We start from the raw sequence: 25465 nt of genomic DNA on the forward strand, positions 1-25465 counted from the left end.
ACCGTAAGTCCGATTAGCTCCAAGGTCAGTTGGATGGGGCCGTCCGGCGGCGTGTCACACCGTCCGCGCGGTCATCACGCCGAAGCCCGCGATGAACTCCCTGATGGGACGGTAGAAGGAGAACTCGACGGCGTAGGGTCCGGCGGCGGCCAGGGCGCTGAAGGCGGCGACCCAGGTGCGTACCTCGTGGGCGGAGTTCCCGGCGTCCTTCGCCATCTGAGGCGCGGTCATGCCGTCGATCGGGGTGAGGTCGCCCGAGGCGAGGACCGCCATCAGGGCCTGGTCCCACTCCGGGTTGAGGTCCCGGATCGTGGCCGTGCCGGCGGCGAAGGACTTGGCGGTGTCGATGACGCGCCGCTGGCGGGCGTCGCGGGCGGCGGCGGTGGGGTGACGGCCGTTCAGGAGCAGCGCCCGCTGCTCCTCGTTGGCGGTTGCCCACTGCGGGACCGGCGGGTCGTGGGAGAGGCCGCCGGAGCCGATGACGAGGACCCGCTCGTCGAGGCCGGCGAGGAAGGAGCCGATCGCCTCGCCGAGCCGGCGTACTCGGCTCATGCGAGTGAAGGGCTTCGCGACGCCGTTGACGAAGACCGGGATCGTCGGGACGGTGGCGATGCCGCCGAAGAGGATCTCGAGCGGCTGGACGGCTCCGTGGTCGACCTCCATACGCCGTGAGATCGCCACGTCGATGTCGCGCTCCGCGACCCACTCGGCCATCCGCTCGGCCACCCGGGTCGGTACGTCCAAAGGGCCCTCCGCGGTCCGGTAGTCGCCCACGCCCAGCGCCTCGTAGCCGATGCAGAACGGCGGCATGAGGTCGTAGAAGAAGCCGTTGTAGTGGTCCGGGGCGAACGAGACGACCAGGGTCGGGTCGTAGTCCCGCACGAACGCACGGGCCTGGTCGAAGGCCGACTGCACGGCCGTGGAGACCTCGGCGGGCGGTTCGGCGTACTCCAGCAGCGGACTGTGCGACATGGTCACAAGTGCGACGCTCATGCGGGGGCTCCTTCCCGGCTGCGGTACGACGCCGACCGCAGCACCGCGCGCAGCGCCCGCGGGGTCTGCTGCGCCAGACAGGCGGCCGCCACGAAGCGGTCGGGCCGCAGGACGACGACCCCGCAGGCCCGGGTGTCGAACCAGTTCTTCAGCCGCCCGGTCACGTCACCCACGACGGTCACCGGGACGGGCGAGTCGGCGTACTGCTTCTCCGCCCAGGGGCGCTGGGTCTCGGGCGTGAAGCAGACCAGCGAGATGCCGAGCCCGCGGACCAGCTCCAGCTCCGCCGGCCCCAGGAGCCGGGCGGGGTTGTTGCCCCACGCGGCCAGCGTCCACCAGTCGCCGGTGACGTCGTCGAGGAGGACGTCCCGGTGCTCGGCGGTGTTGACGCGCGGCTGGACGAACTGCAGGCCGACCGGGGACACCGCGCCGGCGCTGTCGGTGAAGGGGTGCAGCCCACCGTCCTTGAAGCGGACGTCGGAGCGGCCCGGTTCGAGGGTCGCCTGATCGACGACGACGCCGGTGGCGTACCGCGGCATGGGCTTGAACCGCAGCTCGGAGAAGTAACTCTTCACCGACGGCGCGAGGTTGAGGGCGGAGGCGGCACGGTCGCGCAGCCAGCCCTTGACGGGGCCGCACTTCATGATGGCGCCCGCGGCCATGTTCACGTCGATCATGTCGGACGCGTGCTTGTGCCGTTCGGCGGTGTAGGTGTCGAGGAGGGCGTCGTCGCACTCCCCGCGCAGCACGGCCGTGAGCTTCCAGGCGAGGTTGGTGGCGTCGCGGATGCCGGAGTTCCAGCCCTGCCCGAGCCAGACCGGCATCAGGTGGGCGGCGTCGCCGGCGATGAGCACCCGGCCCTTGCGGAAGCCGGCCGCGATCCGGCCGTGGTGGGTGAAGACGCGCTGGTTGATCACGTTCAGGGCGGACGGGTCGGGCACGTGCGGGGCCAGCAGGCGGTGCATGAAGGCGGCGGTCTCCACCAGTTCGGTCGGCTCCTCGTCGAAGAGCATGAACTCCCAGCGCCGGATGCCGTGCGGGAGGCCGATGGAGACGTACGGGCGGCGCGGGTCGGCGCCGAGGTAGACCGACGGCGTACCGATCGGGTCGTTGTCCACGTCGACGACCAGCCAGCGGGTCGAGGGTGACTTGCCCTCGAAGCCGACGCCCATCCACTTGCGGGTGAAGGAGCTGCCGCCCTCGGCGCCGACGACGTACGACGCGGTGAGGGTCGTGGTGCCGGTGACGGCGCCCGCCGCGTCGACCAGCTCGACGGTGGCCACGACGTGGTCGCCCCCGTCGTCCAGGCCGACGACCTTGTGTCCGAAGCGGAGTTCGGAGGTCTCGAAGCGGCCCAGACCGGCGGCGAGTTCACGGTCGACGAGCGGCTGGACGAAGCCGTGCTTGCGCGGGTGGCCGAACTCGTCCGTGCGCGGGTCGTTGGTGGCGAGCACCTGCCCCTTGCCGTTGACGAACCGGACGACGTGGTGCGGCACGGTGTAGGGACGTACGGCGTCCCACAGTCCCGCCGTCTGGAGGGTGCGGACCGATTCGTCGTCCAGACCGACTCCGCGGGGGTAGTCGATCAGCTCGGTGCGCTGCTCGAGCACGATCGAGCGGCGGCCGCGGACGCCGAGGAGGTTGGCCAGCGTCAGCCCGACCGGGCCGGCGCCGATGACGAGTACCTCGGTGTCGACCGCGGGCTCGGACGTGGGGCCGGGCATCACTTCTCCAGCAGGAAGTCGAGGTGGACCTGGTCGAAGGCCGCGGTCTGCTCGTACTGCGGCCAGTGGCCCGCGTTCTCGATCACCGCGAGCCGGCCGTTCGGGATCAGGTCGGCGATGCGGCGGCCCTCGTCGACGGGGCCGGAGGGGTCCTTCGTGGTCCACACGACCAGCGCCGGCGCCTGGATCGCGCGCAGGTCGTCGTCGGAGAGCATGTTGCGCCTGCGGATCTCCAGGTCCTGGAGCGCCATGTTCATCTCGCAGGCCATCGGCCAGTCCGGCTGCTGGAAGATCATCTGGCGGGTGCGGATCAGGTCGTCGGTGACCATGGCCGGGTCCGCCATCAGCCACTCCAGGCGCGCCTTGACCCGCTCCCAGCTCGGGTCCTTCGCCGCCTCCATCGACAGCGTGTAGAGCCGCTCCATGACCTTCGGGTTGGCCATCGTGCCGCCCATGGTGTTGAGCACGATCCGGTCGACCTTCTCGGGGTACAGCTGCGCGAAACGCGCGGTCACCCAGCCGCCGAGCGACTCACCGGTGAAGGACGCCTTCTCGCGGCCGAGCGCCTTCAGCACCTCCAGCACCTGGTCGAGGTAGTGGGGGATCTCCAGCGGATGTTCGGGCTTCGAGGAATAGCCGTGCCCGATGAAGTCGATCGCGTAGACGTCGAAGTGCTCGGCGTGCGCGGCCAGGTTGCGCACATAGGCCTCGGCGTGGCCGGTGACGCCGTGGAGCATCAGCAGGAGCGGCTTGTCGCCGGAGCCGGCGTGCAGGTAACGGGTGCGGTACGGCCCCGCCTGCAGAAAGCCCTGGCTGAACTCGACCTGGTTGAGATCGGCCCAGACGCTGGTGTACGGACGTTGCGACATCGACGGCCTCCTTGTGCGCTATCTACACTATACAGATCGATATCTGCACCAGTGTGGGCATGGGAACACCCCCACGGCAAACCTGTCAAGGATTGCCGGGTCAGGCCGGGGGAAGCGGGTCAGGCCAGATCGGCGTCGATCAGCGCGGCGCACTCCAGCAGCAGCGGGGCCGACCGCTCGGCCAGCTCGGCGCGATAGGTGATGAGGTTGATGCACGCCACGGGCATCCCGGGAGGCGTGCGCAGCGGAACGGCCACGCCGTACGCCTCGGGCTCGACCTCGCCCCGGGTCCGGGCGAATCCCCTCGCGCGCACCTCGGCGACCGCGGCCGGCTCGCCGGGTGCGGCGGCGAAGGCGGCCCGCAGCGCCAGACCGGCGGCACCGCGGTCGAGCGGATGACGGCTGCCGGCCCGGAAACTGATGTGGTAGGTCGCGTTGGGCGGCTCGATCACGCTGATCGCCACCGCCTCGTCGCCCTCCAGCGCGACGAGCGAGATCGTCGACTGGAGTTCGCGGGCGAGTGTGCGCAGATGCGGTTCCGTGGCCTCGCGCAGTCCCCGTTGCACCTGGTGGGCCAGTGCGGAGAGCCCGGCGCCGGCGTGGAAGCGGCCGTCGCCGTTCCGCGCCACGAGCCGGAAGTCGTCCAGGGTCGCGAGCAGGCGGTAGGCGATGGTGCGGTGCACTCCGAGTTCGGCGGCGATCTCCTGCACCGTGAGCCCGGTCTCGGAGCCCGCCACGAGTTCCAGGGCGCGCAGGCCGCGGGCCAGCGTCTGGGAGCCCTGCTTGCGCGAGGCGGCCTCCCGGGTCGCGGTGCCGCCGGCGCCGGCCTCGTCACTCGGAGTGGATGTCATGGGGCCAGCGTAGGCGGCTCGCCGGCGAGCACGCGACGGCCCAGATCGGTCAGCGACTCGGCGAACTGGGCCATGAGCGACTCCCAGGACGTGTTCGGGTCCGCCTGCAGGGCGAGGAAGGTGCCGTCGAAGCCGGACGCCCGGCTCCACGTGCTGCCGCACGCCGGGCACTGGATCCAGGTCGGGCAGGCCGAGAGGTTCGTCGCGGTGGCGCGGCTCTTCCTCGCCGAGGAGTGAGCGGGCCGGCGACCGTCACCGCCGTCACATCAGGTCACGCGCCACCGCGACGGCGGTGAGGGGCCGGCCCTCCGCCGCCTCCCACAGGGAGTTCTGCAGCACCCGTCCCAGCGTCCAGGCCCAGGCCCGCTCGCGGTCCAGGTCCAGCGCGTCCGTCAGGGCGTCGAAACGCCACCGGGTCTCGGCGGGGTCGTAGCGGTTGCGGAGCGCCGGGAGCAGTTCGAAGCCGGGGTCGCCCGCCAGCGGCTTGGGGTCGATGGCCAGCCAGTCGGCACGGCCGGCGGCGAGGACGTTGCCGTAGTGCAGGTCCCAGTGCAGCAACCGGTCGCCGGGCTCGGATGCCACCTCGCGCACGGCGGCCGCGCAGTCCCGCAGCAGCCGCCGGTCCTCGGGGTCGGGCACCCGCTCCAGCACCCGGGGGACGCGGTCCAGCATCGCCCGCGTGAGGGAGTTCAGCGTCCGCAGCCCCGGCGGGGCCGGTACGGCGGTCAGCCGGGCCAGCAGCGCGCCGATGACCCGCACCGCCTCCCGGCTGTCCGGCACGCCGGACAGTGTGCGGCTCGCGTCGAGGCGCTCGAGCAGCAGCGTGCCGGTGGGCTCGTCGTGCTCCAGGAGACGTACGGCGCCCTCGCCGTCCCAGACGCGCAGGGCGAGCGGCTCACCCACGGTCTCCTCATCCACCGGCTGCAGCTTCAGTACGGCCCGGCTGCCTCCCCCAAACTCTTCGAGTCCGGGGGGACCCCCAGCGCGGACCACCGGAAGGACCAGCGCGCACACGCCGTACATCGCGGGCCCGTCGATCCGCAGCCCCCACCGCTCGGCGAACTCCCGCGCCCGCCGCGGCAGCTCCGCCACGAACGCGCGCCCCGCCGCCCCGTTGGACCTCTCCTGTGAAGCGGCCAGCTCACCAGGCACCTCGATCACTTTCTTGACGATACTGACGTGTGTGAACGGGGTCATCCGGTTTCGGCGTGGGCTCGGGGCGGCGGCCGGCTACGTCCGCGGCGCCCCGGGGACGTACGTCTGGCTGCTGATCCTTTTCGTGACGACCGTCGCCCTGCACCACATGTCGCCCGCGTTCGAGCAGCAGTTCCTGCGGCAGCGCTCCACCAACATCCGGGAGCTGTCGGAGAACCCGGTGCGGGTGCTGATCTCCAGTGCCATGTGGATCGACGGCGGCCACTGGCTGCCGTACGCCTTCCTGTACACCGTCTTCCACGCCCAGGTCGAACGCTGGCTGGGCACCTGGCGCTGGCTGCTGGTGTGCGGGTCAGCGCACGTCTTCGCGACGCTCCTGAGCGAGGGCGCGCTGCTGAAGGCGATCCGGGACGGCATGGCACCGCATTCGGCGGTCAACACCCTCGACATCGGCGTGAGTTACGCGCTCGCCGGCGTCATCGCCGTGCTCGCCTACCGCATCGCCGCGCCCTGGCGGTACCTGTACGTACTGGTCGTCCTCGCCCTGTACGGTATCCCGCTCGTCACCGGCCGCACCTTCACCGACTTCGGGCACTTCGTCTCGATACTGATCGGCTTCGCCTGCTACCCGCTGGTCAGAGGCCGCGGAAAAGCATGGAATCCGAAGGAGACACTGGCCGCCCTCAGGGGTTAACGTCCCGCCCATGAGCAGCTCGGTGAGCGGTGCCGTCAACGGCGGCATCTCCTTCTGGTACGCGGATGACGGCCTTCCGGCGATGCGGGAGCCCCTCGACGGCGACGCGTCCGCCGATGTCGTGATCGTCGGCGGCGGGTACACGGGACTGTGGACCGCGTACTACCTCAAAAAGGCCGCGCCCTTCCTGCGCATCACCGTCCTGGAGCAGAAGTTCTGCGGCTACGGCGCCTCCGGGCGCAACGGCGGCTGGCTCTACAACGGCGTCGCGGGCCGCGACCGGTACGCGAAACTGCACGGCCACGAGGCCGCCGTACGCCTCCAGAAGGCGATGAACGACACCGTCGGCGAAGTCGTCGCCGTGACCGAGGCCGAGGGCATCGACGCCGACGTCCACCGCGGCGGCGTCCTCGAAGTGGCCACCACCCCGGCCCAGTTGGCGCGGCTGAAGGCGTTCCACGAGCACGAGCTGTCGTACGGCGAGAAGGACCGCGAGCTGTACGGCGCCCGTGAGACGCGCGAGCGGATCCGGGTGGCCGACGCGGTCGGCTCGAGCTGGACCCCACACGGCGCCCGGCTGCACCCGGTGAAGCTGGTCAAGGGGCTCGCGGCGGCCGTGGAGGCGCTCGGCGTCACCATCCACGAGTCGACGCCGGTGACCGAGATCCGGCCCAAGCACGCCGTCACCCCCTACGGCACCGTCCGCGCCTCCTACGTGCTGCGCTGCACCGAGGGCTTCACGGCCTCGCTCAAGGGCCAGAAGCGCACCTGGCTGCCCATGAACTCCTCGATGATCGCCACCGAGCCGCTCACCGACGAGCAGTGGGCCGCGATCGGCTGGGACGGCCGGGAGACCCTGGGCGACATGGCGCACGCCTACATGTACGCGCAGCGCACCGCCGACGGCCGGATCGCGCTCGGCGGGCGCGGAGTGCCGTACCGCTACGGCTCGCGGACCGACAACGACGGCCGCACCCAGGACGCGACGATCGATGCCCTCCGCGAGATCCTGGTCCGCTTCTTCCCCGCCCTCGCGGGGCTGCGCGTCGAGCACGCCTGGTCCGGTGTCCTCGGCGTGCCGCGCGACTGGTGCGCGACCGTCACCCTGGACCGCTCGACGGGCCTCGGCTGGGCGGGCGGCTATGTCGGCTCGGGCGTCGCCACCACCAACCTCGCCGCCCGCACCCTGCGCGACCTGGTCCAGCAGGACTCCGGGCAGGGCGGCCGCACCGGGCTGACCGACCTGCCGTGGGTCGACCACAAGGTCCGCAAGTGGGAGCCGGAGCCGCTGCGCTGGCTGGGCGTCCAGGGCATGTACGCCACCTACCGCGCCGCCGACGACCGCGAGCGCCGCACACACAGCGCCGAGTCGTCCCGGCTGGCCCGGCTCGCGGACCGGGTGGCGGGACGGCACTGACCAGGCACGACCGCGGCGATTAACCTCGCCTCATGATTCGCACCGCGACCCCCGCCGACGTCCCCGCCGTCCACGCCCTGATCCGCGAACTCGCCGCCTACGAGAAGGCCCCGCAGGAGGCGAGGGCCACCGAGGAGCAGCTGCGGGAGGCGCTCTTCGGTGAGCGTCCGGCCGTCTTCGCGCACGTCGCCGTGGACGACGTGAGCGGGGAGACGGTCGGCTTCGCCCTGTGGTTCCTCAACTTCTCCACCTGGCGCGGTGTCCACGGCATCTACCTGGAAGACCTCTACGTCAGTCCGGGGGCCCGTGGCGGCGGCCATGGCCGCGCCCTGCTCACTGGGCTGGCCTGGATCTGTGTGGAGCGCGGCTACGAACGGCTGGAGTGGTCGGTTCTGGACTGGAACGAGCCCGCGATCGGCTTCTACGAGGCGCTGGGCGCCCGCCCGCAGGACGGCTGGACCGGATACCGGCTGACCGACGGGGCGCTCGCGGCGCTGGGCGGCTCAGGCCACTGACTCGGGCACGGGCGCCTGTTCCGGTACCCCCTGTCGTGGTGCCTTCTGCGTGACCATCAGGCCCGCGACCAGGCCCGCCAGGAGCATCACGCCGGCCGCCCACCAGATCGCGACCGTGTAGCCGTGGACGACGCCCGCCGGGACCACCGTCGCCTTCTGGGCGGGGTTGTGCAGATGGGCGGTGATGTAGGCGGTGCTGCTGGTGGTGGCGATCGTGTTGAGCAGGGCCGTACCGATCGAACCGCCCACCTGCTGCGCGGTGTTGACGGTCGCCGAGGTGACGCCGGAGTCCTGCGGGGCGACGCCCGCGGTGGCTGTCGCGAACACCGGCATGAAGGTGAGGCCCATGCCCAGGCCCATCAGGATCAGGGCGGGCAGGATCTCGGAGGTGTAGGAGGAGTCGACGGTCATCCGGGTCAGCAGCAGCATGCCGCACGCCGCCAGGACCATGCCGGGGACCATGAGCATGCGCGGGGCCGCCCGCTGCAGCAGCCGCGCGGATATCTGCGTGGAGCCGACGACGATCGCGGCGGTGAGCGGGAGGAAGGCCAGGCCGGTCTTCAGGGGCGAGTAGCCGAGGACGACCTGGAGGTAGTAGGTCATGAACAGGAACAGGCCGAACATGCCGATCACGGCCAGCGCCATCGTCAGGAAAGAGCCGGCGCGGTTGCGGTCCCTGACCACGCGCAGCGGCAGCAGAGGCACGGAAGCCCGGTTCTGCCACCACACGAAGGCCGCGAGCAGGACGACGCCACCCACGAAAAGGGCCAGCACCAGCGGGTCGGTCCAGCCGCGCGGCTCGGCCTCGCTGAAGCCGTAGACGATCGCGACCAGTCCGCCGCAGCCCAGCACCACACCGGGTACGTCGAGCCGGGCGCCCGGGGTGCCGGGGCGGTCCCGCAGCAGGGCGAACGCACCGACCACCGCGACGACGGCGATGGGCACGTTGACGTACAGGCACCAGCGCCAGTTCAGGTACTGGGTGAGCAGGCCGCCGACGATGAACCCGATCGCCGAACCGCTGCCCGCGAGCGCGCCGTAGATGCCGAACGCCTTGCCGCGCTCCCGCGGATCGGTGAACGTCGTCGTCAGCAGACTGAGCGCGGACGGCGCGAGGACCGCAGCGAAAGCGCCCTGCAGCGCGCGGGCACCGAACAGCATGCCCGGGCCGGTGGCCGCACCGCCCAGCGCCGAGGCGGCCGCGAAACCTATCAGCCCGACGACGAACGTGCGCTTGCGGCCGGCCAGGTCGGCTATCCGGCCGCCCAGCAGGAGCAGCCCGCCGAACGCCAGTGTGTAGGCGGTGATCACCCACTGCCGGTTGCCGTCGGACATGTGCAGGTCGTGCTGCGCGGAGGGGAGCGCGATGTTCACGATGGTCGCGTCGAGCACCACCATCAGCTGGGCGAGGGCGATGATCACCAGCGCCCACCAGCGGCGGGGGTCGGTGCCGTCCGCTCCCCCGGAGGAGTCACCATTCCGAGCGATGCTCACCTGGTCGGAAGACCATGAAACGGGAGGCGTCGCATCCCGGGATGTGCTGTTCCTGGTCACGGTTCCAGGACCACCTTTCCGATCGTTCCTCGTGTTTCCAGCGCCCGGTGCGCGTCCGCCGCCTGTGCCAGTGGGAAGCGGGTGACGGCGGGCCTCAGACGTCCTTCCGCGGCCTCGGCGAGGGCGCGGAGTTCGAGGGTGCGCAGCGGGTCGGGGCCGCCCGCGCGCGCCAGCATGGCGGGGCCGAGCACCTGCTCGGAGACCCCTTCGACGAGATACGGCCGCCCGTCGGCGAGCCCTGCCGCCGACCAGCCGAAGACCAGGTGCCGGCCGCCCTCGCCGAGCAGCGCGACCGCCTCGCGGGCGGCCTCCCCGCCCACCCCGTCGAACACGACGCCGGCCGGCCGGCCGCCCAGATAGGCGCGGACCTTCTCCGGCCAGCCGGGCTCGGTGTAGTCGACGGCGAGATCGGCGCCGTTCGCCCGCACCCGCGCGACCTTGGCGGAGCCGCCCGCGAGGCCGACGACGGTGGCGCCGGCGTTGCGGGCGTACTGCACGAGCAGCGTGCCCAGGCCGCCCGCGGCCGCCGGGACGACGACCACCGACTCCGGGCCCGGCTCGGCGAACTGCACGATCCCCATCGCCGTACGCCCCGTGCCGATCATGGCGACGGCCTTGGCGAAGTCCACGCGCTGCGGGACCTCGTGGAGTCGTTCGACATCGGTGACCGCCAGTTCGGCGTACCCGCCCGGCGCGAACCCGAGATGAGTGACCACGCGCCGCCCGAGCCACAGCTCGGCGACCCCCTCGCCGAGCGTGTCGACGACGCCGGCCACCTCGCGCCCCGGCACGGTCGGGAGGGCGGGCAGCTCGGGCAGCGGGCCGCGGGTTCCCTGCCGCAGGGCGGTGTCGAGGAGATGGACCCCCGCGGCGGCCACGGCGATCCGGACCTGTCCCGGACCGGGGACGGGGTCCTCGACCTTCTCGTACGTGAGGTTGTCGGCCGGGCCGAAGGCGTGCAGACGGATGGCGTGCATGAGGGTTCCCCCAGTTGTGTGTCCTGAGATGTCCGGTGTGGGCCTCACTCTTCGGCCTCAAGCGCGCTTGAGGTCAAGGGCGTTCCGGCCGAGGGCCAGGGACACGGCGGTCAGCGCGCTGTTGAACGACACCTCCGACAGCACGCCCGGCGCGGCGACCTGGTCACCGGCGAGATACACACCGCCGCCCCGGTCGATCGCGGGCCGGTCGCGCCAGCTGGTGCCGGGCAGGTCGACCGCGCCGGTCCGGCCGTTCGCGACGGACTCGCGGCGCCAGGTCACCCGCTCCCGCCAGCCCTCGAAGGCCAGGTCCAGGAGGTGTTCGGCACGGGCGACGCCGTCGGCGCGGGACTCGTGCGGGGCGATCGGGATCTGCCCCTGGATCAGCTGCTCACCGGCCGGTGCGAGCGTGCGGTCCTGCGCGGTGAACCTTTCCAGCCGGCCCGGCGCGTCCAGGTCGGACACGGCGAAGGCGTCACCGCGCCGCGACCGCACGGCCAGGTCGATGAGCGCCGTACGGCCGCCGGTCCAGGTCAGCGAGCCGTCGCCGAGGAGCCCGCGGGCCGCTTCCAGGGAGGTGGCGACGACGACCGGCGTGTCCGTCGGCAGGATGTCGACCCGGGACAGGGTCTCCAGCCGCACGCCCAGGTTCCAGGCCCGCGCGGCCATCCGGTCGACGACGGTCGCCCAGCCACCGCGCGGATAGTGCGCCTCGGGCGGCAACTTGGCCGCCCGGCGCAGCCGCTCCTGCACGAACGCGGCCGACAGGGCGCCCGGGTCGTGGTGGAAGAGGGCCACGGCCGAGTAGTGCGCGGCGGCCCGGGCGCCCTCCTCGCCCGCCTCCTCGGTCGCCCAGCTCAGGAAGTCGCTGTCGACGGGCGCCTGCCGGGCGCTGCGCCGCAGCAGCTTGAGCATCGCGAACGGCGGGGTGCGGCGCAGGACTCCGTGGTGCCGGAGTCTGAGCCGGGCCGCCTCCAGGGGCGGGACCGGCGCCAGCGGCCCGATGAGGTTGCGTTGCTTGAGCCAGGCCCAGTGCGGGCCGCCGCTGTACAGGGTGTGCGGGCCTTCGTTGGTCCGGTACGGCCCCTCGGCGGTCCGCGCGCGTCCGCCCAGGGTGTGGTGGGCCTCGTACACGGTGACCTTGGCGCCCGCCTCGGCGGCGGTGATGGCCGCGGTGAGACCGGCGAAGCCGCCGCCGACGACGGTGATGCGGTGCATGACTGGGGGTCTCCCTCTGCTCGGGTCGCCTTTCCGTGGATATGACGGGCGGAGCGCCCGGGAATGTGACATCGGCCGACGGGGAGAAGGGTTCGCGCAGGTCGGGGGGATTGTCAGTCGCGGGGTGCAGCATGGGGGCATGGCGAGGAGAGCGAGTGCAGGAACGGGCGGGACGGGCGGGAGCGGCGTGCGTGCGGCCCGGCGCCCGGAGCTGCGGCTGCCGCCGCTGGAGCCGTACGGCGGAGCGGAGTTGGAGCCGGACGGTGACTACGACGGACTGGCGTTCCAGGAGCTGGACTTCGCCGGCCAGGACGGGGCCGGCGCCCGCTTCATGGACTGCGCCCTGACGGGCTGCGCGCTCGACGAGACGAGACTGCGCCACGCCCGCATTTTCGATACGGCCCTCACGGCGGTCCGGGGTGTGGGCACCGACCTCGCCGAGACCACCCTCCGCGACGTCGAACTGACCGAGCCGCGACTGGGCGGCACACAGCTCCACGGTGCCGTCCTGGAGCGGGTCGTCGTCCGAGGCGGCAAGATCGACTACCTCAACCTGCGCAAGGCCAGGCTCAAGGACGTCGTCTTCGAGGGCTGCGTCCTGGTCGAGCCCGACTTCGGCGGCGCCCACCTGGAGCGCGTCGAGTTCGTGGACTGTGCCCTCAAGGGCGTCGACCTCGGCGGGGCGACACTGAAGGACGTGGACCTGCGCGGGGCCGCTTCGCTGGAGATCGCGAGAGGGGTGGAGCGGCTGGCGGGGGCGGTGATCAGCACGGGGCAACTGCTGGATCTGGCACCGGTGCTGGCGGCGGAGCTGGGGATCCGGGTGGAGTGAGGGAGCTGCCTACGGCACCCGCGGGAACCGGGCCTGCAAAGTCCAGATCGCCGGGTTCTCCGCCAGGTCCTCGTGCAGATCGGTCAGGTCCGCGATCAGGTCGTGCAGGAAGTCCCGTGCCTCCCGCCGCAGTTCGGTGTGCGAGAAGGTGAGCGGGGCCTCCTCCGCGGGCATCCAGTCGGCCTCCACGTCCACCCAGCCGAAGCGGCGCTCGAAGAGCATGCGATCGGTCGACTCGGTGAAGTCCAGTTCCGCCCGCTGCGGACGGGAGGCACGCGAACCCGCCGGGTCCCGGTCCAGCCGCTCCACGATGTCGCACAGCGCCCATGCGAAGTCGAGCACCGGTACCCATCCCCAGGCTGTGGACAGCTCCCGGTCCGACTTGGTGTCCGCGAGATAGACGTCCCCGCAGAACAGGTCGTGCCGCAGCGCGTGGACGTCCGCACGCCGGTAGTCGGTCTGCGGAGGGTCCGGGAAGCGGTTGGAGAGGGCATAGCCGATGTCGAGCACGGGTGCGATGGTGTCACGGCGGCGGGACCGCCGCGGCGACGGGCCCTCACGGCAGCACTTCTGCGACATCGTCCAGGGCTGGGCCGCGGCACAGGCCGGCCGCCGCTGGGTCAGACCTCCGGAGTCCTCGCCTCCCACTCGTCCAGCAGCCGGGCGAGTCGGGGTGGCCACACCGGCTCCGGCTCCTCCGCGAGTTCCTTCCGGGTCCACCAGCGCCAGGCGAGTATGCCGTCCTCGGCGTGCGCGGCGGCCAGACGGGGGCCGGTGGGCTCGCGGTGCGGGCCGTGGGTGACGTAGATGTGCTCGTGCTGGTGGACCGGGATGCCCATGGGGATCCCCCCGCCCGAGCGAAGCCGAGATTGGGGGAGTGTGAAGTCGTGCTCCCAGGTGCACAGCAGCGAACCCGGCTCCAGATCCGTCCAGCCGGTCTCCTCACGCAGCTCCCGCAGGGCGCCCTCGCGCGGTCCCTCGCCCGCCTCGAGGCCGCCGCCGGGCAGCGCCCAGTGCACGCCGACCTCGACGTTGTCGTACCGGAGCAGGAACACCGAGCCCTCGGCGTCCACCACGGCGACCCGGGCCGCCTGCCGTGGAGTGCGCAGCACCTTGCGCAGGACGGCGCAGGGGCGGCCGAGCGCGCGGTCCGGGCGGCGGTCGACCACCTCGTAGCCCAGGGCCGTCCAGAAGGCCAGTCCCTTGGGGTTGTTGTCGAGCACGGCGAGGCGCACGGCCGTACGGCCACTGGCGCGGAAGCGGTCCTCGACCAGTTGCGCGATCCGCCGCCCGTGACCCCGGCCCTGCACAGCCGCGTCCACCATCAACAGGCCGATCCACGGATCCGGTTCTGCCGGGTCCGGGTGGTGGGCGAGGGTCGCTGCGACCCCGACCAGCCGCCCCTCGCTGCGTGCCAGCAGCACCTCCGCGTCCGGATGCGCCAGCTCGTCGGCCAGCGCGGTCGCCACCTGTTCGGTCGTGATGCCGTCCGGGTCCGGGAAGTCGCCGCTGAGGGCGTGGAATTCACGGTTGGAGGCGTACAGCGCGGTGAGTTCGGTGAGGACGGGGGCCGGGATGTCGTTGTCGGGGGTGAGGTGCAGGGGGTCGAGGATCATCGGGGCAACGTATCGCGGCGTCCCCGCGGCAGGCGCGGGACGTCCTGCAGACGCCGGAGCCCCGGACGCGACGTGGCGCGGCCGGGGCTCTCGAGGCCCTGTCGGGCAGAGACAGGTGTCCGTCAGACGTTGACGCCGAAGTCCTGGGCGATGCCCACCAGGCCCGAGGCGTAACCCTGGCCGACCGCACGGAACTTCCACTCCGCGCCGTTGCGGTACAGCTCGCCGAAGACCATCGCCGTCTCGGTGGCCGCGTCCTCCGACAGGTCGTAGCGCGCGATCTCGGCGCCGCCGGCCTGGTTGACGATGCGGATGTACGCGTTGCGGACCTGGCCGAAGTTCTGGTTGCGGTTCTCGGCGTCGTAGATGGAGACCGGGAAGACGACCTTGTCGACGTCGGCCGGGAGGGCGGCCAGGTTGACGTTGATGGCCTCGTCGTCGCCCGCGCCCTCGCCGGTGCGGTTGTCGCCCGTGTGGACGATCGTGTTGTCCGGGGTCTGCTTGTTGTTGAAGAAGACGAAGTGGGCGTCGGAGTAGACCTTGCCCTGCGGGTTGACCGCGATGGCGGAGGCGTCGAGGTCGAAGTCCGTGCCGGTGGTGGTGCGGACGTCCCAGCCGAGGCCCACGGTGACGGCGGTCAGGCCCGGAGCCTCCTTGGTGAGCGAGACGTTGCCACCCTTGGACAGGCTTACAGCCATGGTTTGGGAGTCCCTTCCCTCGTTTTTTCGTACGGCTTCGTACTGAGGACGAAGCTACCGTCACCCGGGAGAACGTCGAGGGGGGTCCCGACGGTTCCGGTTGCCTTTACCTTTTTTACCAACGGGAAAACCGGGTGACGTGGACCGGACCCAGCCGGGACCATGGAAGACATGTCCGGTCCTTACGTCGTCCGTGGCTCGGTCTCGCTCCCCGAGGCCGAGCTGATGTGGCGTTTCTCGAGGTCGTCCGGGCCGGGTGGCCAGCACGTCAACACCAGTGACTCGCAGGTGGAGCTGCGCTTCGACCTGGCGCGGACCGAGGCGCTTCCCCAGGTGTGGAAGGAGCGGGCGCTGGCGCGGCTGGCCGGGCGGCTCGTCGACGGCGTCGTCACCGTGCGCGCGTCCGAGCACCGGTCGCAGTGGCGCAACCGCGAGACCGCCGCCGTACGGCTGGCCGCGCTGCTGGCCGAGGCGAGCGCGCCCCCGCCCAAGCCGCGCAGGCCCACCCGCATCCCGCGCGGGATCAACGAACGGCGGCTGCGGCAGAAGAAGCAGCGCTCCGAGACCAAGCGGGGCCGCTCGGGACGGGACTGGACGTAGCCTTCACATCCTCTCCGGAGTCCCTGTCACATCCGCGCCTCCAGATCCGTCAGTCCACCGACGACGGATCGCGACCAGGGATGTGAGCACGGATGAGCGAGAACGAGTTCCTTGCGCAGAGCTTCGAGGCGCACCGCCCCCGGCTGAGTGCCGTCGCCCACCGCATGCTCGGCTCGACCGCCGAGGCCGAGGACGCGGTGCAGGAGGCCTGGTTCCGGCTGAGCCGCTCCGACACCGCCCGGGTGGAGAACCTGGGCGGCTGGCTGACGACCGTCGTCGGCCGGGTCTGCCTGGACATGCTCCGCTCCCGCAAGTCCCGCGCCGAGGAGCCCTTGGAGTCCGGTCCCGCGGTCGCCTCGACGGACCCCGACCCCGAACAGGACGCCCTGCTGGCCGACTCGGTCGGCTCCGCCCTGCTGGTCGTCCTGGACACCTTCACGCCCGCCGAGCGCCTCGCGTTCGTGCTGCACGACCTGTTCGCGGTGCCGTTCGAGGAGGTCGCGGGGATCCTCGGCCGCAGCCCGGCCGCCGCACGGCAACTCGCCAGCCGGGCCCGCCGCCGGGTCCAGGGTGCGCCGGCTCCGGACGGCGATCTCGCCCGCCAGCGGGAGATCGTGGACGTCTTCCTGGCCGCCTCGCGGGACGGCGACTTCGAGGGACTGCTGGCCGTACTCGACCCGGACGTGGTGGCCCGCAGCGACGAGGGCGTGGCGGCGGGCGCGGCAACGGTCGCCTCCGGCGCGCTGCGCTACTCGGCCTTCCACGCGGTCGCGGTCCCCGCCCTGGTGAACGGCACGACGGGCCTGGTGGTCCTGGAGAACGGCCGCCCGGAGCGGGCCCTGGTCTTCACCTTCGTCCGGGACCGCATCGCCGTGATCGACATCGTGCTGGACCCGGAGCGGGTGTCGCGGCTGGACATCGTGCTGGTCTAGGGGCGGGCCGTGGGCCGCCGGCCCACCTCCAGCACCCCCACCGTCTGCCCCCCCACTCGTCTCCGCGGTCACGCGGAAGCCCAGAGCACGGTAGAACCGCTCGGGACCCGTCGGGCCGGGGTGCCAGGTGACGTAGACCTCCTTGCCGCCCCTGCCGAGGATCTCCTCCGCCACCGCCGCGACCGCGAAGGCGCCGTACCCCCGGCCCTGTTCCTCCGCCGCGATGTTCAGGCGCCACAGGCCCGAGCGGCGCACGGTGCCGTCGCCGTGCCAGTCGATGTCGAGAAAGGCCATCAGGAAGCCGACCGGGCGGCCGTCGTCGACGATCAGACGGGGCCAGGCGACCCCCGGCGGACGGATGTACGCCTCGGCCAGTGAATGCGCCACCGGTTCCACCGCGTGTTCCTGGTCGGGCCGGACCCGAATACCGATCGCGGACTCGAAATTCCGCGGGGTGACTTCTTCCAGGCGAGGGGTAATCCGCGCAACCTAGATGGGCAGTTCACGAAATCGCCACGGATTTTTTCCGGTGTTCCCACTCGAGTGCCATTACCTCAACTGCCGGTACCTGCCGCGGAAATACAACAGCGGACCCCCGTCCGCACTCGGCACCCGTGCCGTCAGCACCCGGCCGATCACCAGCGTGTGGTCCCCGGCCGTCACCCGCTGTTCCGTCCGGCACTCCAGGGTCGCCAGGGCGCCGCCCACCAGAGGAGCGCCGGTGACCTCACCGCGGACGTACGCGATGTCCTCGAACAGGAGCCGGTCGCTGATGCGGCCCTTCATGGCGAAGCGGCCCGCGATGTGCCGCTGGCTCTCCGAGAGGACCGAGACCGCCCACAGGGGCTGCTCCTCGAGCAGATCGTCCATGCGGGCGCCCGCACGCAGGCTGACCAGCACCAGCGGCGGGTCCAGCGACACGGACAGGAACGCTGTCGCCGTCATGCCGACGTCCTCGCCCAACGGTGCCGCCGGGTCGTCCGGATCGAGCGGCGGCTCCTGCGCGGTCACCAGGACCACACCCGCGGCCAGCCGGGACATCGCGGCCCGGAACTCGTCGTTGCTCACCCCCACAGGATGCCCGGGGGCGGCGGTGACAGTGGGGGAGGGCGAGGGAGCGGGGTTGTTCAGCACTCCGGAAACGCTAGTGTCCGCCCCGCGCGGGCCGCATCGGGCCTCCGCCCGAGCCGGGACCTAGGACCAGGGAACGACCAGGGAGGGACGGTCGTGCATGATGTCCCCACGCCTGCACAGCTTGTGTTCGGCAAGCGGGCGGAATCGGGCGACGGAACGCGGAATCTCCACTCAATTGCTCACGTTTTTCTGTGACTTGAGTCACAAGAGCCGGGAATTGTTGACCCTGTGTACCGAGTGGGCAGCGCGCTGTGATTCAGTGGCGGGGAAACCTGCAAGAGCACCGCAAGAGCACCGCAAGGGCACCACCAAGGGCACCACCAAGGGCACCATCGATAAGAAGCGCCGAAGACAACCCTTGATTCGCTGCCAGGTCTCGGGGGGAGGGCGAGCATGGAGACCGAGTCGGAGCCGTACGTCCGTCTTGCGTCCCTGCGACAGCTGTACCAGGTCATGGCCGACATGAACACGGCACGGAGCCTGGCGGACACACTGCAGACCGTCGCGGACGGCGTGGTCAACGCCCTCGGGTACGAGATGGCGTGCGTCAACCTCGTGCGCCCCGACGGCGACCTCGTCGTTGCGGCCTTCGCCGGGAACTCCGCCGCCGAGGCCCTCATCACCGGCCGTGTCGGCTCCCGTACCTCCTGGGAGCGCCGCCTGACCATGGGCGAGGCCTGGGGCGACCTCAGGTTCATACCGCACACCGAGGGCTGGGTCCTCGACGAGGACGACGTACCGCAGTGGTACACCGACGGCCCGGCGCCCCGCTTCGAGGACGAGTGGCACCCCTCCGACCGGCTCTTCGCGCCGATGTACACGCCCGGCGTGCAGGGCTCCTCCGGCGAGCTGCTCGGCGTGATCTCCGTGGACCGCCCGCGCAACGGCCGCCATCCGGGTGCCTGGGGCCGCGAGGCCCTGCAGATGTACGCCTTCCAGGCCGCCATCGCGATCAGCAACGCGCGTCTACGTGCAAATATGCAACGTGCCCTGGTCCGCCTCGAGCGGGAGCAGCAGGCGCTGCGCGCCAGCGAGGAGAGCTTCCGGCAGGCGTTCGAATACGCCCCCTCCGGCATGGCCATCGCCGAGATGGGCGGCGACCAGCACGGCCGCATCCTGCGTACCAACGACGCCCTGTGCCGACTGCTGGGCCGCCCCGCCTCCGCGATGCGCCGCTATTCCTTCTCCGACCTCGTCCACCCCGAGGACATAGGCACCCTGCTGCGCACCTCGGCCGAAGGTGGGCGCGCCGAGCTGCGTCTCGGCCGCCGCGACGGCACCTATGTATGGGTGTCCCTGCGCAACTCCGTCGTCGCCGACGCCGCCGACGGCCCCCGCTTCCTGCTCACCCACGTCGAGGACATAGAGGAGCGCAAGCGCCGCGAGCTGCAGCTCGCCCACCGCGCCTCCCACGACTCCCTCACCGGCCTGCCGAACTCCGCCGAGCTGCGCTCCCGCCTGTCCTCCCGGCTCTGCCAGCGCCCGACGCACGCCGGCGTCATCGAGTCCCTGGACGCGGCCTACGGCCACCCGGCCTTCGACGTCAACGGCCACGGCTTCGACCTCGCGTCCGGGGGCGCGCAGACGTACGACGGCTTCGACCACCATGTGCACACCGTCGCCCCCGAGGCCGGCCAGGACGACGGCACCAAGGGGCTCGCGGTCCTCTTCTGCGACCTCGACGGCTTCAAGTCGATCAACGACCGGTTCGGGCACAACGCGGGGGACGCGGTCCTCATCGAGGTGGCCAGGCGGCTGTCGCGCGGGGTCCGGGACGGCGACACGGTGGCCCGGCTCGGCGGCGACGAGTTCGTGATCCTCGCCGACGGACTCGGCCGGGCCGACGCCCAGGACCTCGCCGTACGGCTGCGCAACGAGATCATCCAGCCGATCCGGGCCGAGGGACGGGCCGTGCGGGTGGGCGCGAGTTTCGGCATCGGCTGGGCCCACTGCGGCATGACGGCGGACGAAGTGCTGAAATCAGCCGACGAACGGATGTACGTCGAGAAACGATCTCGTCCCAAACAGCACCGGCGTGCCGGCTGATCCCCAGGTCAGCCGGACAATGCGTGCTGAGTCGCCCGTTTGGGCCAGCTGGAGCGGGTAGGCTCGCCTTTCCGAAGCTGTACCGCATCCGTCGCACCTGTTGAGGAGTACCAAGGGATGACGCCCGGCGACAACGGCGCGAGCACGCCCGAGGACGAGGACCCGTTCGGCTACCTGTACGCCGACGGGCAGGCCAGAGGAGCCCAGCCGCCGTCCGGTGGTTACGGCTACCCGAACTCGGTCAGCAGGGTGCGCACCGTCGGCGAGCGCCAGTACGGCGGCCAGCAGCCGACCGTCCCGCAGCAGGGCGCCTACGGCCAGCCGACGGGCGCGTACGGCCAGCAGCAGACCGGCTACGGCCAGCCGAACGCCCACTACCAGGCGCCGGAGACCTTCCCCGGCGGGGCGCCGACCACGCAGCAGTCGCTGCCGCAGAGCGGTGGCCATGGGCGCGGGAGCAACGGGCCCAACACCAAGGGGCTGCTGATCGGCGCGATCGCGGTGGTCGCCGCCGTCGTCATCGGCATCAGCGTCGCCATGATCAACGGCAACTCGGACGACGACAAGTCCGGCGGCGACCAGGCGGGCGGTGCCTCCCCGGCCCAGTCGCAGAGCGCCTCGCCCAGCACGTCGAGCGGCGAGTCGGAGGCGCCGGCCGAGCTGCCGACCCCCATAGACGCCAAGGCGCTCCGGCTGGCCGGCACCGCGGCGCTGGCCAAGGACGTCCAGGGCGCGCAGTCCTCGGGCGGCACCTACGTGGGCGGTCTGGGCCAGGTCGGTTCCTCGGTGACCTGGACCGTCGACAACATCCCCGCGAACGGCGCGTACACGCTCTTCGTGCGCTACAGCGCGGTCGGCGAGGACCAGTCGATGACGCTGAGCATCAACGGCAAGCCGTTCGGGAGCAAGCTGAACCTCGCCAACTTCACGCACCAGGACGACCCCGCGAAGGCCTGGACGCAGACCTTCGCCTACCCGACCCTCAACAAGGGCACGAACGTCGTCTCGCTCTCCTGTGAGGCCGGCGACAAGTGCGACGTCCTGCTCGACCAGCTGTGGCTGAAGCAGGGCCAGGTCAAGAAGTAGCGCTCACGCGGCGCTGACCTCTCCGGTCACCGCGACCCGGCCCAGCAGCTCCTCGTAGGCCGCGCGGTCGAACTCGCCCGCCGTGGGCGCCAGTACGGTCGCCGCCGACAGGGCGACCGCGCGTGCCAGCCGCTCGGGCCAGGGCAGCCGCTCCGCCAGCCCCGACAGCAGGCCCGCGACCGCCGAGTCGCCCGCGCCGGTCGGATTGCCGTGCAGGGGTGCGGGCGGGGCGGCCCGCCAGCGGCCCTCGGGGGTGTGGGCGAGCAGGCCTTCCGCGCCCAGGGAGGCGACCACCGCGTGGGCACCGCGCCGCCGGGCGTCCCGGGCCGCGCGCAACGGCTCGTGGGAGCCGGTGAGTTCGGCGAGTTCCTCGGCGTTCGGCTTCACGATGTCCGGGCGGGCCGCCATCCCGCGCCGCAGCGGCTCCCCGCTGGTGTCCAGGAGCACCGGGACACCGGCCGCCCGCGCGGTCCGTATGAGCCCCGCGTAGGCGCCGACGGGCACTCCCGGCGGCAGACTTCCGCACAGGGCCACCGCCGAGGCCGCGCCCAGGAGATCCTCGTACGACCCCTGGAAGGTGGCCCACTCGCCCGAAGTCACCTGCGGACCGGGCTCGTTGAGCTGGGTCGTGTCACCCGTGCGCTCGTCCACCACGGCGATGGTGCGCCGCGTCGGGGCGCCCACCGGAACCAGCGCGTCCACCAGCCCCGGCGTCCCCGCGAGCCGCTCCCGCACCTCACGTCCGGTACCGCCGCCCGCGAACCCGGTGACCGTCACCTCGTGGCCGAGCGCCGCGAGCACCCGGGCCACGTTCACGCCCTTGCCACCGGGCCGTTCGACGACCTCGGAGACGCGGTGCGAGGCGTGCGGCCGCAGGGACCGTACGCGATAGGTGAGGTCGAGAGCGGTGTTCAGTGTGACCGTGAGGATCACCCGGGCCGACCTCCCTCGAAAGTCCGTGTGCTGTCCATGCGTTCGCGCCCCGATCATGCCAAAGAGACGGCGACCGGCCCAGACCACGGGTCGGTCGCCGTCTCTTCGCGGCGTCTCTACTGAGGGGACGGATCAGGACAGTTGGGGAGCGACCACCCAATCGCCGTGCCGCATCACGCCCTTGAGGTCGAAGTTCTCGTCGAGGAGGACGAGGTCGGCGAACCGGCCGGGCTCCAGGGAGCCGACCTGGTCGGCCATGCCCAGCAGCCGGGCCGGGTTGGCGCACAGGGCCGCCACCACGTCCTCCACCGGCAGCCGGTCGACGGTCACCGCCCGCTTGAACGCGCGGTCCAGCGTCAGCGTCGAGCCCGCGATCGAGCCGCCGTGCACCAGCCGGGCCACGCCCTCGCTGACCTCGACCTCCAGCGGGCCGAGCATGTAGCGGCCGTCGCCGATGCCGGCCGCGTCCATCGCGTCGGTGATGAGCGCGACCCGCCCCGCGCCCGCGTGCCGGAACGCCAGCTCCAGGGCGGCCGGGTGCAGATGCGTGCCGTCGTTGATCAGCTCGACCGTGACCCGCTCGTCCTCGAGGAGCGCGGCGACCGGGCCCGGGGAGCGGTGGCCGAGGGTGGGCATGGCGTTGAAGAGGTGCGTCGCGACGGTCGCGCCCGCGTCGATCGCCTCCACCGTCTGCTCGTACGTCGCGTCCGTGTGCCCGACGGCGGCGATGACCCCGTGTTCGGCCAGCAGCCGTACGGACTCGATGCCGCCCGGCAGTTCGGTGGCGAGGGTGACCATCTTCGCCCGGCCGCGCGCCGCGTCGATCAACTTGCGCACCTCCGCCGGGTCCGGGTCGCGCAGCAGTTCCTCGGAGTGGGCGCCCTTGCGGCACGGCGAGATGAACGGGCCCTCGAAGTGGATGCCGGCGATGTCGCCCTGCTCGGCCAGCTCGCTCAGCAGCCCGGCCTGCTGGACCAGGAAGTCCATGTCGTCGGTGACGGTGGAGGCGACGAGGGTGGTGGTGCCGTGCAGCCGGTGCGCGCGGATGGCCTTCTGGACCTCGTCGGCGGTGCCGGAGAAGGACGCGCCGCCGCCGCCGTGGTTGTGCAGGTCGACGAAGCCGGGCACCAGCCAGTGCCCGCGCACGTCGACGACCTCGGCATGCTCGGGCGCGGAGCCCGCGATCCGCGTCCCCTCGACGATCACGCGCCCGTCGTCCACGATCCCGGTGGGCAGTACCACCCGGGCACCGGCGAAAACCTTGGTGTGGGCCATCAGGCGGTTACCTCCGAAGGGTCAGTGGGTTCGAGAACGTCAGTGGGTTCGAGGAGATCCCGGGCGAGCAGTCCGGCGCCCAGGCAGCCGGCGGTGTCCCCGAGGGCGGCGGGGACGATCGTCGGGAGTTTCTGGAAGGTCACGCGGCGCCGGACGGCGTCCCGCAGCGGCGCGAACAGGGTGTCGCCCGCCTCGGCCAGCCCGCCGCCGATGATGAGCGTGCGCGGATCCAGCAGGGTGAGCGCGGTGACCAGGCCGTCGGCGAGTGCGTCCACCGCCTCCTGCCACACCCGGACGGCGTTCGGGTCCCCGGACATGACGGCCTTCGCGCAGTCGGCCGCGTCGGCCTCCGGGTCACCCGAGGCCGCGGCCCACGCCTCGCTGACGGCTGCCGCGGAGGCGTACCGCTCCAGGCAGCCGATCTGCCCGCACGGACACGGGGCGCCGCCGGGCCGTACGACGATGTGGCCGATCTCGCCCGCGAAGCCGTGCGCGCCCGCCTCCACCCGGCCGTCGATGCCGATCGCGCCGGCGATCCCGGTGCCCAGCGGCACGAACAGGAAGCGGTCCGCGCCCCGGCCCGCGCCGATCCGGCCCTCCGCCAGCCCGCCGGTGCGCACGTCGTGGCCGAGCGCGACCGGGACGCCGAGCCGCTCGGCGAGCAGGTCGCGCAGGGGTACGTCGCGCCAGCCCAGGTTGGCCGAGTAGGCGGCGATGCCGTCCGTCTCGTCGACGATGCCGGGGACGGCGACGCCGAGGGCGGCGGCGGGCTCGCCGAAGTGCTCCGCGCCGTACGCGCGCAGTTCGACGGCGTACTCCACGATGCTCCGGATCACGGCGTCGGGCCCACGTTCCCGCCCGGTCGCCCGGCGGCCCTGATGCAGCAGGACGCCGCCGCCGTCGATGAGGGCGGCCTTCATCCCGGTGCCGCCCACGTCGAGGGCGATGACATGTCTCACGGGGAACAGTGTGGACCTCAGACCCGCAAGAGGTCTAGTCCACTAGGGTGGTGTAGACCTTGCGAGTCCACGGATTGAACGAAAGACAACAGGGCGGGGCGGTACACGGTGGGTCGGCGTAGGGCAGGAATGATCGCGGTGGTGTCCGCACTGGGCATGACGGCGGTCCTCGGCGGCTGTGGGAGCACGGGGTCCTCGGACGTGACCCTCAGACTCGTCGCCGCCGACTACGGCGACTCGGCCGCAGGCAGCTCCCAGAAGTACTGGGACAAGCTGGTCGAGCAGTACGAGGACACGCACCCCGACGTGAAGGTCGACGTCAGCGTCTACTCATGGAACGACGTCGACAGCAAGGTCAAGGAGATGGTCGACGCCGGCAAGGCGCCCGACCTGGCCCAGATCGGCGCCTACGCCGACTACGCGGCCGAGGGCAAGCTCTACGAGGCCTCCGACCTGCTCTCCATACCCGTGCAGGCCGACTTCCTGTCCCGGCTCGCCGAGGCGGGTCAGGTCAACCACGTCCAGTACGGCATCCCCTTCGCCGCCTCCACGCGCGTCCTCTTCTACAACAAGACCCTCTTCGCCGAGGCCGGCATCACCCCGCCCACCACCTGGGACCAGCTCGCCGCCGACGCGAGGGCGCTCAAGGACCAGGGCGTCGAGTACCCGTACGCGCTGCCCCTCGGCTCCGAGGAGGCGCAGGCCGAGACCATGCAGTGGCTGCTCAGCGGCGGCGACGGCTACACCGACACCATCGGCACCTACACCATCGACTCCGCGCAGAACGTCCAGACCTTCGACTGGCTCAAGGACGACCTCGTCACCAAGGGCCTCACCGGCCCGGTCGCGCCCGGGAAGCTCAACCGCGCCGACGCCTTCGCCGCGTTCGCGAACGGCCGGGTCGGCATGGTCAACGGGCACCCCGCGCTGATGCGGCAGGCCGCCAAGAATGGCGTGAAGTTCGGCATGGTGCCGATGCCCGGCCGCACCGGCGAGGCCAAGGCCGCGATGGGCGTCGCCGACTGGATGATGGCCTTCAAGGAGAACGGCCACGCCAAGCAGATCGGCGACTTCCTGAACTTCGTCTACGACGAGAAGAACGTCCTCGCCTTCTCGCACGAGTACGGCCTCCTGCCGGTCACCGGCTCGGCCTCCGACGCCATGTCCCAGGACTCCCAGGACAAGGACCTGCACGCCTTCCTCGACCAGCTCACCACCGCCGAGCTGTACCCGGTCGGCAAGACCTCCTGGGCCGTGGTCAGCGCCGACATCAAGAAGACCATCGGCCAGGCCGTCGCGCCGGGCGGCAGCCCCGCCGACGTCCTCGGCCGTATCCAGGCCACAGCCACCACGGCCGACAGCAGCGCCTCGAGCTGATCCGCTGTCG

At 71.8% G+C, this 25465-nt stretch carries 25 protein-coding genes and 1 pseudogene; 10 read left to right on the forward strand and 16 right to left on the reverse strand.

Features of this window, described 5'->3' with window-relative positions:
• Window positions 1–54: 54 nt before the first annotated feature.
• The 4 genes from IEZ19_RS23630 to IEZ19_RS23645 all read right to left on the reverse strand — a co-directional run bounded on the left by IEZ19_RS23630 (window position 55) and on the right by IEZ19_RS23645 (window position 4437).
• On the reverse strand, window positions 55–993 hold the full coding sequence (locus IEZ19_RS23630; protein ID WP_189313277.1) for a 3-carboxyethylcatechol 2,3-dioxygenase: 939 nt from the start codon (window positions 991–993) through the stop codon (window positions 55–57).
• Complete coding sequence (gene mhpA, locus IEZ19_RS23635; RefSeq protein WP_189313278.1) at window positions 990–2717, reverse strand: bifunctional 3-(3-hydroxy-phenyl)propionate/3-hydroxycinnamic acid hydroxylase MhpA; 1728 nt, start codon at window positions 2715–2717, stop codon at window positions 990–992. The genes IEZ19_RS23630 and mhpA overlap by 4 nt, the downstream gene beginning before the upstream one ends.
• Window positions 2717–3586: an alpha/beta fold hydrolase gene (locus IEZ19_RS23640; protein WP_189313279.1), complete on the reverse strand. Its 870-nt coding sequence runs from the start codon at window positions 3584–3586 to the stop codon at window positions 2717–2719. The genes mhpA and IEZ19_RS23640 overlap by 1 nt, the downstream gene beginning before the upstream one ends.
• A gap of 119 nt (window positions 3587–3705) precedes the next feature.
• Window positions 3706–4437 (reverse strand): IclR family transcriptional regulator, encoded by a 732-nt coding sequence (locus IEZ19_RS23645; RefSeq protein ID WP_189313280.1) that lies wholly within the window; start codon window positions 4435–4437, stop codon window positions 3706–3708.
• Window positions 4438–4509: 72 nt separating this feature from the next.
• On the opposite strand from IEZ19_RS23645, the gene IEZ19_RS23650 reads away from it, so the two are divergent.
• Window positions 4510–4674: an alpha/beta fold hydrolase gene (locus tag IEZ19_RS23650; RefSeq protein ID WP_189313281.1), complete on the forward strand. Its 165-nt coding sequence runs from the start codon at window positions 4510–4512 to the stop codon at window positions 4672–4674.
• Between the two features lie 24 nt (window positions 4675–4698).
• On the opposite strand, the gene IEZ19_RS23655 is transcribed toward IEZ19_RS23650, so the two are convergent.
• Entirely contained in the window at window positions 4699–5634 is a 936-nt protein-coding gene (locus IEZ19_RS23655; protein ID WP_189313282.1) for an aminoglycoside phosphotransferase family protein, read from the reverse strand.
• Between IEZ19_RS23655 and IEZ19_RS23660 the strand changes: the two genes are divergently transcribed.
• From IEZ19_RS23660 to IEZ19_RS23670, 3 genes are read left to right on the forward strand one after another with little or no spacing between them, the layout of a single operon-like run.
• On the forward strand, window positions 5621–6286 hold the full coding sequence (locus IEZ19_RS23660) for a rhomboid-like protein (protein ID WP_189313283.1): 666 nt from the start codon (window positions 5621–5623) through the stop codon (window positions 6284–6286). The two genes, IEZ19_RS23655 and IEZ19_RS23660, sit on opposite strands and share 14 nt — an antisense overlap.
• A gap of 10 nt (window positions 6287–6296) precedes the next feature.
• Window positions 6297–7703, forward strand: a complete 1407-nt coding sequence (locus IEZ19_RS23665; protein WP_189313284.1) for an NAD(P)/FAD-dependent oxidoreductase — start codon at window positions 6297–6299, stop codon at window positions 7701–7703.
• A 32-nt stretch (window positions 7704–7735) separates the two neighbouring features.
• On the forward strand, window positions 7736–8218 hold the full coding sequence (locus IEZ19_RS23670; RefSeq protein WP_189313285.1) for a GNAT family N-acetyltransferase: 483 nt from the start codon (window positions 7736–7738) through the stop codon (window positions 8216–8218).
• On the opposite strand, the gene IEZ19_RS23675 is transcribed toward IEZ19_RS23670, so the two are convergent.
• From IEZ19_RS23675 to IEZ19_RS23685, 3 genes are read right to left on the reverse strand one after another with little or no spacing between them, the layout of a single operon-like run.
• Window positions 8207–9712, reverse strand: coding sequence for an MFS transporter (locus IEZ19_RS23675; RefSeq protein ID WP_229840663.1), 1506 nt, complete (start codon window positions 9710–9712; stop codon window positions 8207–8209). The genes IEZ19_RS23670 and IEZ19_RS23675 overlap by 12 nt on opposite strands.
• A gap of 56 nt (window positions 9713–9768) precedes the next feature.
• Window positions 9769–10749, reverse strand: a complete 981-nt coding sequence (locus tag IEZ19_RS23680; RefSeq protein WP_189313286.1) for a zinc-binding dehydrogenase — start codon at window positions 10747–10749, stop codon at window positions 9769–9771.
• A gap of 57 nt (window positions 10750–10806) precedes the next feature.
• Entirely contained in the window at window positions 10807–11967 is a 1161-nt protein-coding gene (locus IEZ19_RS23685) for an FAD-dependent oxidoreductase (RefSeq protein WP_189313287.1), read from the reverse strand.
• 139 nt (window positions 11968–12106) lie between these two features.
• Here IEZ19_RS23685 and IEZ19_RS23690 point away from each other — a divergent pair, with 139 nt between their 5' ends.
• A complete protein-coding gene (locus IEZ19_RS23690; protein WP_189313288.1) occupies window positions 12107–12799 on the forward strand; it encodes a pentapeptide repeat-containing protein in 693 nt (230 codons plus the stop codon).
• 9 nt (window positions 12800–12808) lie between these two features.
• Here the strand turns inward: IEZ19_RS23690 and IEZ19_RS23695 are convergent, their stop codons facing one another.
• The 3 genes from IEZ19_RS23695 to IEZ19_RS23705 all read right to left on the reverse strand — a co-directional run bounded on the left by IEZ19_RS23695 (window position 12809) and on the right by IEZ19_RS23705 (window position 15113).
• Complete coding sequence (locus IEZ19_RS23695) at window positions 12809–13309, reverse strand: hypothetical protein (RefSeq protein ID WP_189313289.1); 501 nt, start codon at window positions 13307–13309, stop codon at window positions 12809–12811.
• Between the two features lie 110 nt (window positions 13310–13419).
• Window positions 13420–14415 carry a bifunctional GNAT family N-acetyltransferase/NUDIX hydrolase gene (locus tag IEZ19_RS23700; protein ID WP_189313290.1) on the reverse strand — a complete coding sequence of 332 codons (996 nt, stop codon included), beginning with the start codon at window positions 14413–14415 and terminating at the stop codon, window positions 13420–13422.
• Between the two features lie 122 nt (window positions 14416–14537).
• On the reverse strand, window positions 14538–15113 hold the full coding sequence (locus tag IEZ19_RS23705; protein ID WP_189313291.1) for a TerD family protein: 576 nt from the start codon (window positions 15111–15113) through the stop codon (window positions 14538–14540).
• A gap of 162 nt (window positions 15114–15275) precedes the next feature.
• Between IEZ19_RS23705 and arfB the strand changes: the two genes are divergently transcribed.
• Entirely contained in the window at window positions 15276–15713 is a 438-nt protein-coding gene (gene arfB, locus IEZ19_RS23710; protein WP_189313292.1) for an alternative ribosome rescue aminoacyl-tRNA hydrolase ArfB, read from the forward strand.
• 92 nt (window positions 15714–15805) lie between these two features.
• Window positions 15806–16645, forward strand: coding sequence for a sigma-70 family RNA polymerase sigma factor (locus IEZ19_RS23715; RefSeq protein WP_189313293.1), 840 nt, complete (start codon window positions 15806–15808; stop codon window positions 16643–16645).
• Here the strand turns inward: IEZ19_RS23715 and IEZ19_RS23720 are convergent.
• A pseudogene (locus IEZ19_RS23720) lies at window positions 16642–17125 on the reverse strand (GNAT family N-acetyltransferase). The gene IEZ19_RS23715 and the pseudogene IEZ19_RS23720 sit on opposite strands and share 4 nt — an antisense overlap.
• 69 nt (window positions 17126–17194) lie before the next feature.
• Complete coding sequence (locus IEZ19_RS23725) at window positions 17195–17713, reverse strand: flavin reductase family protein (protein ID WP_189313294.1); 519 nt, start codon at window positions 17711–17713, stop codon at window positions 17195–17197.
• Window positions 17714–18172: 459 nt separating this feature from the next.
• On the opposite strand from IEZ19_RS23725, the gene cdgB reads away from it, so the two are divergent.
• Together cdgB and IEZ19_RS23735 are read left to right on the forward strand one after the other, a co-directional pair.
• Entirely contained in the window at window positions 18173–19825 is a 1653-nt protein-coding gene (cdgB, locus tag IEZ19_RS23730; protein WP_189313295.1) for a diguanylate cyclase CdgB, read from the forward strand.
• 117 nt (window positions 19826–19942) lie between these two features.
• On the forward strand, window positions 19943–20911 hold the full coding sequence (locus tag IEZ19_RS23735) for a carbohydrate-binding protein (RefSeq protein ID WP_189313296.1): 969 nt from the start codon (window positions 19943–19945) through the stop codon (window positions 20909–20911).
• A 3-nt stretch (window positions 20912–20914) separates the two neighbouring features.
• Here IEZ19_RS23735 and IEZ19_RS23740 read toward each other — a convergent pair whose 3' ends face one another.
• The 3 genes from IEZ19_RS23740 to IEZ19_RS23750 all read right to left on the reverse strand — a co-directional run bounded on the left by IEZ19_RS23740 (window position 20915) and on the right by IEZ19_RS23750 (window position 24078).
• Complete coding sequence (locus IEZ19_RS23740; protein WP_189313297.1) at window positions 20915–21844, reverse strand: 1-phosphofructokinase family hexose kinase; 930 nt, start codon at window positions 21842–21844, stop codon at window positions 20915–20917.
• Between the two features lie 132 nt (window positions 21845–21976).
• Window positions 21977–23119 (reverse strand): N-acetylglucosamine-6-phosphate deacetylase, encoded by a 1143-nt coding sequence (gene nagA / locus IEZ19_RS23745; protein WP_189313298.1) that lies wholly within the window; start codon window positions 23117–23119, stop codon window positions 21977–21979.
• Window positions 23119–24078, reverse strand: a complete 960-nt coding sequence (locus IEZ19_RS23750) for an ROK family protein (RefSeq protein ID WP_189313299.1) — start codon at window positions 24076–24078, stop codon at window positions 23119–23121. The genes nagA and IEZ19_RS23750 overlap by 1 nt, the downstream gene beginning before the upstream one ends.
• 129 nt (window positions 24079–24207) lie before the next feature.
• Between IEZ19_RS23750 and IEZ19_RS23755 the strand changes: the two genes are divergently transcribed.
• Window positions 24208–25455, forward strand: a complete 1248-nt coding sequence (locus IEZ19_RS23755; protein ID WP_189313300.1) for an extracellular solute-binding protein — start codon at window positions 24208–24210, stop codon at window positions 25453–25455.
• Window positions 25456–25465: the final 10 nt, after the last annotated feature.

It is taken from the genome of Streptomyces brasiliensis (assembly GCF_014647875.1).
Lineage (GTDB): Bacteria > Actinomycetota > Actinomycetes > Streptomycetales > Streptomycetaceae > Streptomyces > Streptomyces brasiliensis.

What these genes read in the sequence shown, in the direction of transcription:
- IEZ19_RS23645 (WP_189313280.1), bottom strand. Translation starts at nt 4,437, where the DNA reads ATGACATCCACTCCGAGTGACGAGGCCGGCGCCGGCGGCACCGCGACC.
- IEZ19_RS23705 (WP_189313291.1), bottom strand. Translation starts at nt 15,113, where the DNA reads ATGGCTGTAAGCCTGTCCAAGGGTGGCAACGTCTCGCTCACCAAGGAG.
- nagA (WP_189313298.1), bottom strand. Translation starts at nt 23,119, where the DNA reads ATGGCCCACACCAAGGTTTTCGCCGGTGCCCGGGTGGTACTGCCCACC.
- mhpA (WP_189313278.1), bottom strand. Translation starts at nt 2,717, where the DNA reads ATGCCCGGCCCCACGTCCGAGCCCGCGGTCGACACCGAGGTACTCGTC.
- IEZ19_RS23685 (WP_189313287.1), bottom strand. Translation starts at nt 11,967, where the DNA reads ATGCACCGCATCACCGTCGTCGGCGGCGGCTTCGCCGGTCTCACCGCG.
- IEZ19_RS23655 (WP_189313282.1), bottom strand. Translation starts at nt 5,634, where the DNA reads ATGACCCCGTTCACACACGTCAGTATCGTCAAGAAAGTGATCGAGGTG.
- IEZ19_RS23700 (WP_189313290.1), bottom strand. Translation starts at nt 14,415, where the DNA reads ATGATCCTCGACCCCCTGCACCTCACCCCCGACAACGACATCCCGGCC.
- IEZ19_RS23755 (WP_189313300.1), top strand. Translation starts at nt 24,208, where the DNA reads ATGATCGCGGTGGTGTCCGCACTGGGCATGACGGCGGTCCTCGGCGGC.
- IEZ19_RS23690 (WP_189313288.1), top strand. Translation starts at nt 12,107, where the DNA reads ATGGCGAGGAGAGCGAGTGCAGGAACGGGCGGGACGGGCGGGAGCGGC.
- IEZ19_RS23735 (WP_189313296.1), top strand. Translation starts at nt 19,943, where the DNA reads ATGACGCCCGGCGACAACGGCGCGAGCACGCCCGAGGACGAGGACCCG.
- IEZ19_RS23715 (WP_189313293.1), top strand. Translation starts at nt 15,806, where the DNA reads ATGAGCGAGAACGAGTTCCTTGCGCAGAGCTTCGAGGCGCACCGCCCC.
- cdgB (WP_189313295.1), top strand. Translation starts at nt 18,173, where the DNA reads ATGGAGACCGAGTCGGAGCCGTACGTCCGTCTTGCGTCCCTGCGACAG.
- arfB (WP_189313292.1), top strand. Translation starts at nt 15,276, where the DNA reads ATGGAAGACATGTCCGGTCCTTACGTCGTCCGTGGCTCGGTCTCGCTC.
- IEZ19_RS23630 (WP_189313277.1), bottom strand. Translation starts at nt 993, where the DNA reads ATGAGCGTCGCACTTGTGACCATGTCGCACAGTCCGCTGCTGGAGTAC.
- IEZ19_RS23640 (WP_189313279.1), bottom strand. Translation starts at nt 3,586, where the DNA reads ATGTCGCAACGTCCGTACACCAGCGTCTGGGCCGATCTCAACCAGGTC.
- IEZ19_RS23670 (WP_189313285.1), top strand. Translation starts at nt 7,736, where the DNA reads ATGATTCGCACCGCGACCCCCGCCGACGTCCCCGCCGTCCACGCCCTG.
- IEZ19_RS23680 (WP_189313286.1), bottom strand. Translation starts at nt 10,749, where the DNA reads ATGCACGCCATCCGTCTGCACGCCTTCGGCCCGGCCGACAACCTCACG.
- IEZ19_RS23665 (WP_189313284.1), top strand. Translation starts at nt 6,297, where the DNA reads ATGAGCAGCTCGGTGAGCGGTGCCGTCAACGGCGGCATCTCCTTCTGG.
- IEZ19_RS23650 (WP_189313281.1), top strand. Translation starts at nt 4,510, where the DNA reads ATGAGCGACTCCCAGGACGTGTTCGGGTCCGCCTGCAGGGCGAGGAAG.